A 3791-nucleotide genomic window follows, 5' to 3' on the forward strand; every position below is an offset into this window, starting at 1 on the left:
AGTGTGGCCTAACGGGTTAAGCGAGCGAACAGCAACGCAGGATGAGGGATTTTTAGCCATAACCCTTCGGGCTGAGGCCAGTTTTCCCCATTAACTTCGTCGTTCGTTATTCATTTAGCCCACTAATATCACTCCTCTCTCCTTGTTCTGAGAAAAACTGGCTCTCAGCAGGCCCGATTCACTTAGTGTCGACAGGCCCAAAGGCGCGCAAAGTACCACAAAGTGGCCGGTTGAGGGTGACGGAGCGCAGGAATGGCAGGCTGGCGCGCGTCTTTTTCAGGTTTCTTTCAACAGTGGAATCTGATGTGAGCCGAATAAGGCCTGGTATTCGGCTCATATTTTTTACAATGATGAGCCGAATAGAGTTATCAGGGTGTATATCTGGCCGATTTACTGGAAAAGGGCTGTATTGAAAAGCTGCCGGGCGGCGGGAGAAGTACGAGGTATAAAACAGTCTGAGCAGAAACCTCCGGCATCCGAACGCCGGAGGTTTTCTGTGCAAGATCAGTCTTTCAGGAACTCTTCCACAGTCTTCTTCTTGCCGTACACAACCTGGCCGCTGGTTGTGTCTTCAACCCAGTAGTAGGTTCTGTCGCCCACTTTCAGCATATCGATAAGATATTCATGGCCAGCTTCATAATTGACCGCTCCAATCTTCATATCACGACCATCAACGGTCGCAATCATTGAGTGACGTCCAGGCGCTAACTTCAGCGCATCAAACGCTTTCCCTGTCATCACTTCGAGAATACTGGCAATACGCTGACCATCCACCGACCAGACTTTAATTCCACGCACGGTCTTTACCGCCGCACCTTCCCCCTGCTCTGAGCCATACCAGTTGTAGCTATCCCGTGGCTGACTCGGTATGGGTTTGATCGCACATCCGGAAAGCAGAATGGTTGAGGCTAAAATAGCTGCGAATATCAATTTCACTGTGTTGCTCCTTTTTACAGACAAATAAAGAAAAGGCAGCCGAAGCTGCCTTTCCATTACCTAGCCCCGGATCAGAAATCCAGGTTCGCTACGTTCAGCGCGTTGGCTTCGATAAAGGCGCGGCGCGGTTCTACGTCGTCGCCCATCAGGGTGGTGAACATCTTGTCGGCGCCGATGGCGTCTTCGATGGTCACGCGCAGCATGCGGCGGGTGTTCGGGTCCATGGTGGTTTCCCACAGCTGTTCCGGGTTCATCTCGCCCAGACCCTTATAGCGCTGGATATTGAAGCCTTTTTTCGCTTCGGCCAGCAGCCATTGCACAGAATCCCAGAAGTCTTCGATCAGATGCACGCGTTCGCCACGCTGGATGTAAGCGCCTTCTTCCAGGGTGTCGCTCAGCTTCTGGCTCATAGTGGCCAGTTTGTTGTAACCGGAACCGGCGAAGAAGTCGTGATCGAGACGGAATTCTTTCGGAATACCGTGGGTGATTACTTTGATCACGATCTTATGGCTGTTGCGCTCGCTGTCGGCGGCCACTTCAACAATAAAGTGGCTGCCACTGCGGCCGGCGTCCGGCAGACGGTCGCTGAGCTGCTGAGCCCAGGCTTCGGCACTGGCTTTGTCGGCCAGATCAGCGCTGTTCATACGCGGCAGGGTTACCATCTGGTGCAGCACTTCGTGCGGTACCAGGTTGGACATACGGGTGATGGTTTCCTGCGCTGCACGGTAGTCGGCAACCAGCTGGGCAAAGGCTTCATCGGAGATGGCCGGAGCCTCAGCAGACGGGTGCAGAGCGGCTTTTTCCAGCGCAATGTGTGTCAAGTAGCTTTCCATCGCTTCTTCGTCTTTGATGTACTGCTCCTGCTTACCACGCTTGATTTTGTACAGTGGTGGCTGGGCAATAAAGACGTGGCCGCGTTCTATGATTTCCGGCATCTGACGGAAGAAGAAGGTCAACAGCAGCGTACGGATGTGCGCACCGTCGACGTCGGCATCGGTCATGATGATGATGCTGTGGTAACGCAGCTTGTCCGGGTTGAACTCTTCGCGGCCGATACCACAGCCCAGTGCGGTGATCAGGGTGCCGACTTCAGCAGAAGACAGCATCTTGTCAAAGCGGGCTTTCTCGACGTTCAGAATCTTACCTTTCAGCGGCAGAATGGCCTGGGTGCGGCGGTCACGGCCCTGCTTCGCAGAACCACCCGCCGAGTCCCCTTCCACCAGGTACACTTCGGACAGTGCCGGGTCTTTTTCCTGACAGTCAGCCAGTTTGCCGGGTAAGCCAGCGATATCCAGAGCGCCTTTGCGGCGGGTCATTTCACGCGCTTTACGCGCCGCTTCACGGGCACGGGCTGCGTCGATCATCTTGCCAACCAGATCTTTGGCCTGCTGTGGGTATTCAAGCAGGTAATCGGCAAACAGACGGCCCATTTCCTGTTCTACCGCAGGCTTCACTTCGCTCGATACCAGTTTATCTTTGGTCTGGGAGCTGAACTTAGGGTCCGGCACTTTAACCGAAATAATGGCGGTTAAGCCTTCACGGGCGTCATCACCGGTGGTGGAAACCTTGGCTTTTTTCGCCAGGCCTTCTTTTTCGATGTAGTTATTCAGGGTACGGGTCAGCGCAGCACGGAAACCGGCCAGGTGAGTACCACCATCGCGCTGTGGAATATTGTTGGTGTAGCAGTAGATGTTTTCCTGGAAGGTATCATTCCACTGCATCGCCACTTCAACGGCAATGCCGTCATCGCGCTGGATATTGAAGTGGAATACGTCGTTCAGGGCAGTTTTGCCTTCATTCAGGAAGGTTACGAATGAGCCCAGACCGCCTTCAAACGCGAAGGTATCTTCACGGTCGCTGCGCTCGTCTTTCAGGTGAATACGCACACCGGAGTTCAGGAACGACAGTTCACGCAGACGCTTGGCCAGGTAGTCGTAGCTGAATTCGGTTTTGTTGGTAAAGGTCTGCAGCGATGGCAGGAAGCGCACCGTGGTGCCTTTGCCTTCGGTGGTGCCGACTTCTTTCAGCGGGTAGTCCGGTACACCGTGGCTGTATTCCTGCTCGTAGACTTTGCCGCCACGACGGATGGTCAGCTTCAGCTTTTCTGACAGCGCGTTTACAACGGAAACACCCACGCCGTGCAGACCACCGGAAACCTTATAGGAGTTGTCATCGAACTTACCGCCAGCGTGCAGTACGGTGAGGATAACCTCAGCCGCTGATACGCCTTCTTCCGGGTGCAGCTCGGTTGGAATACCACGGCCGTTATCCGATACGGATACGGAGTTATCGGTATGGATAATCACATCGACCTGGTCGCAATGGCCGGCCAGGGCTTCGTCAATGGAGTTATCCACCACCTCGAACACCATGTGATGCAAACCGGTACCGTCATCGGTATCGCCAATGTACATGCCCGGCCGTTTGCGCACGGCATCCAGCCCTTTCAGGACTTTAATACTCGACGAGTCGTAAGTCTGCTCACTCATTCGGTGGTTCCTCTTGATGAATTCGGTGCACTGCCGCTGTTATGCGTTGTCGGGCAATGCGAAATAAGCTGTTTTGTATCAGTCCGCAGGCCTGTCTTGCTGTGATGCTGCATGTTCAACTTCTGCTGCAACATCCTGAACAGCACCCTGTTCCACGTGGAACAACTTGCTGGCTACGGGCTGCCAGATATCGGTCAGCTTGTCCTTATCGATACTGGTAATAAAGACCTGACATTTTAAGTCTTCCAGCAGCTTACATAAAGCGAAACGGTGCTTTTCATCCAGCTCTGATGCGAGATCATCGACCAGATAAATGGTGCGTCTTCCACTCTCTTGCTGGAACAGTGCGCCCTGGGCAATTTTCAG

General features: G+C 53.7%; 2 protein-coding genes and 1 pseudogene. All 3 read right to left on the reverse strand.

The features are described 5' to 3' along the window. Positions 1-504 precede the first annotated feature (504 nt). A complete protein-coding gene (locus B3P58_RS13990; RefSeq protein ID WP_286718388.1) occupies positions 505-936 on the reverse strand; it encodes a hypothetical protein in 432 nt (143 codons plus the stop codon). 71 nt (positions 937-1007) lie between these two features. After that, positions 1008-3425 (reverse strand): DNA topoisomerase (ATP-hydrolyzing) subunit B, encoded by a 2418-nt coding sequence (gene gyrB, locus B3P58_RS13995; protein ID WP_286718390.1) that lies wholly within the window; start codon positions 3423-3425, stop codon positions 1008-1010. Between the two features lie 78 nt (positions 3426-3503). Then, positions 3504-3791: pseudogene (locus B3P58_RS14000) on the reverse strand (hypothetical protein); the annotation flags it as partial.

Source organism: Thalassolituus sp. UBA2009, assembly GCF_002335285.1.
Taxonomy (GTDB): domain Bacteria; phylum Pseudomonadota; class Gammaproteobacteria; order Pseudomonadales; family Oceanobacteraceae; genus Venatoribacter; species Venatoribacter alkanivorans.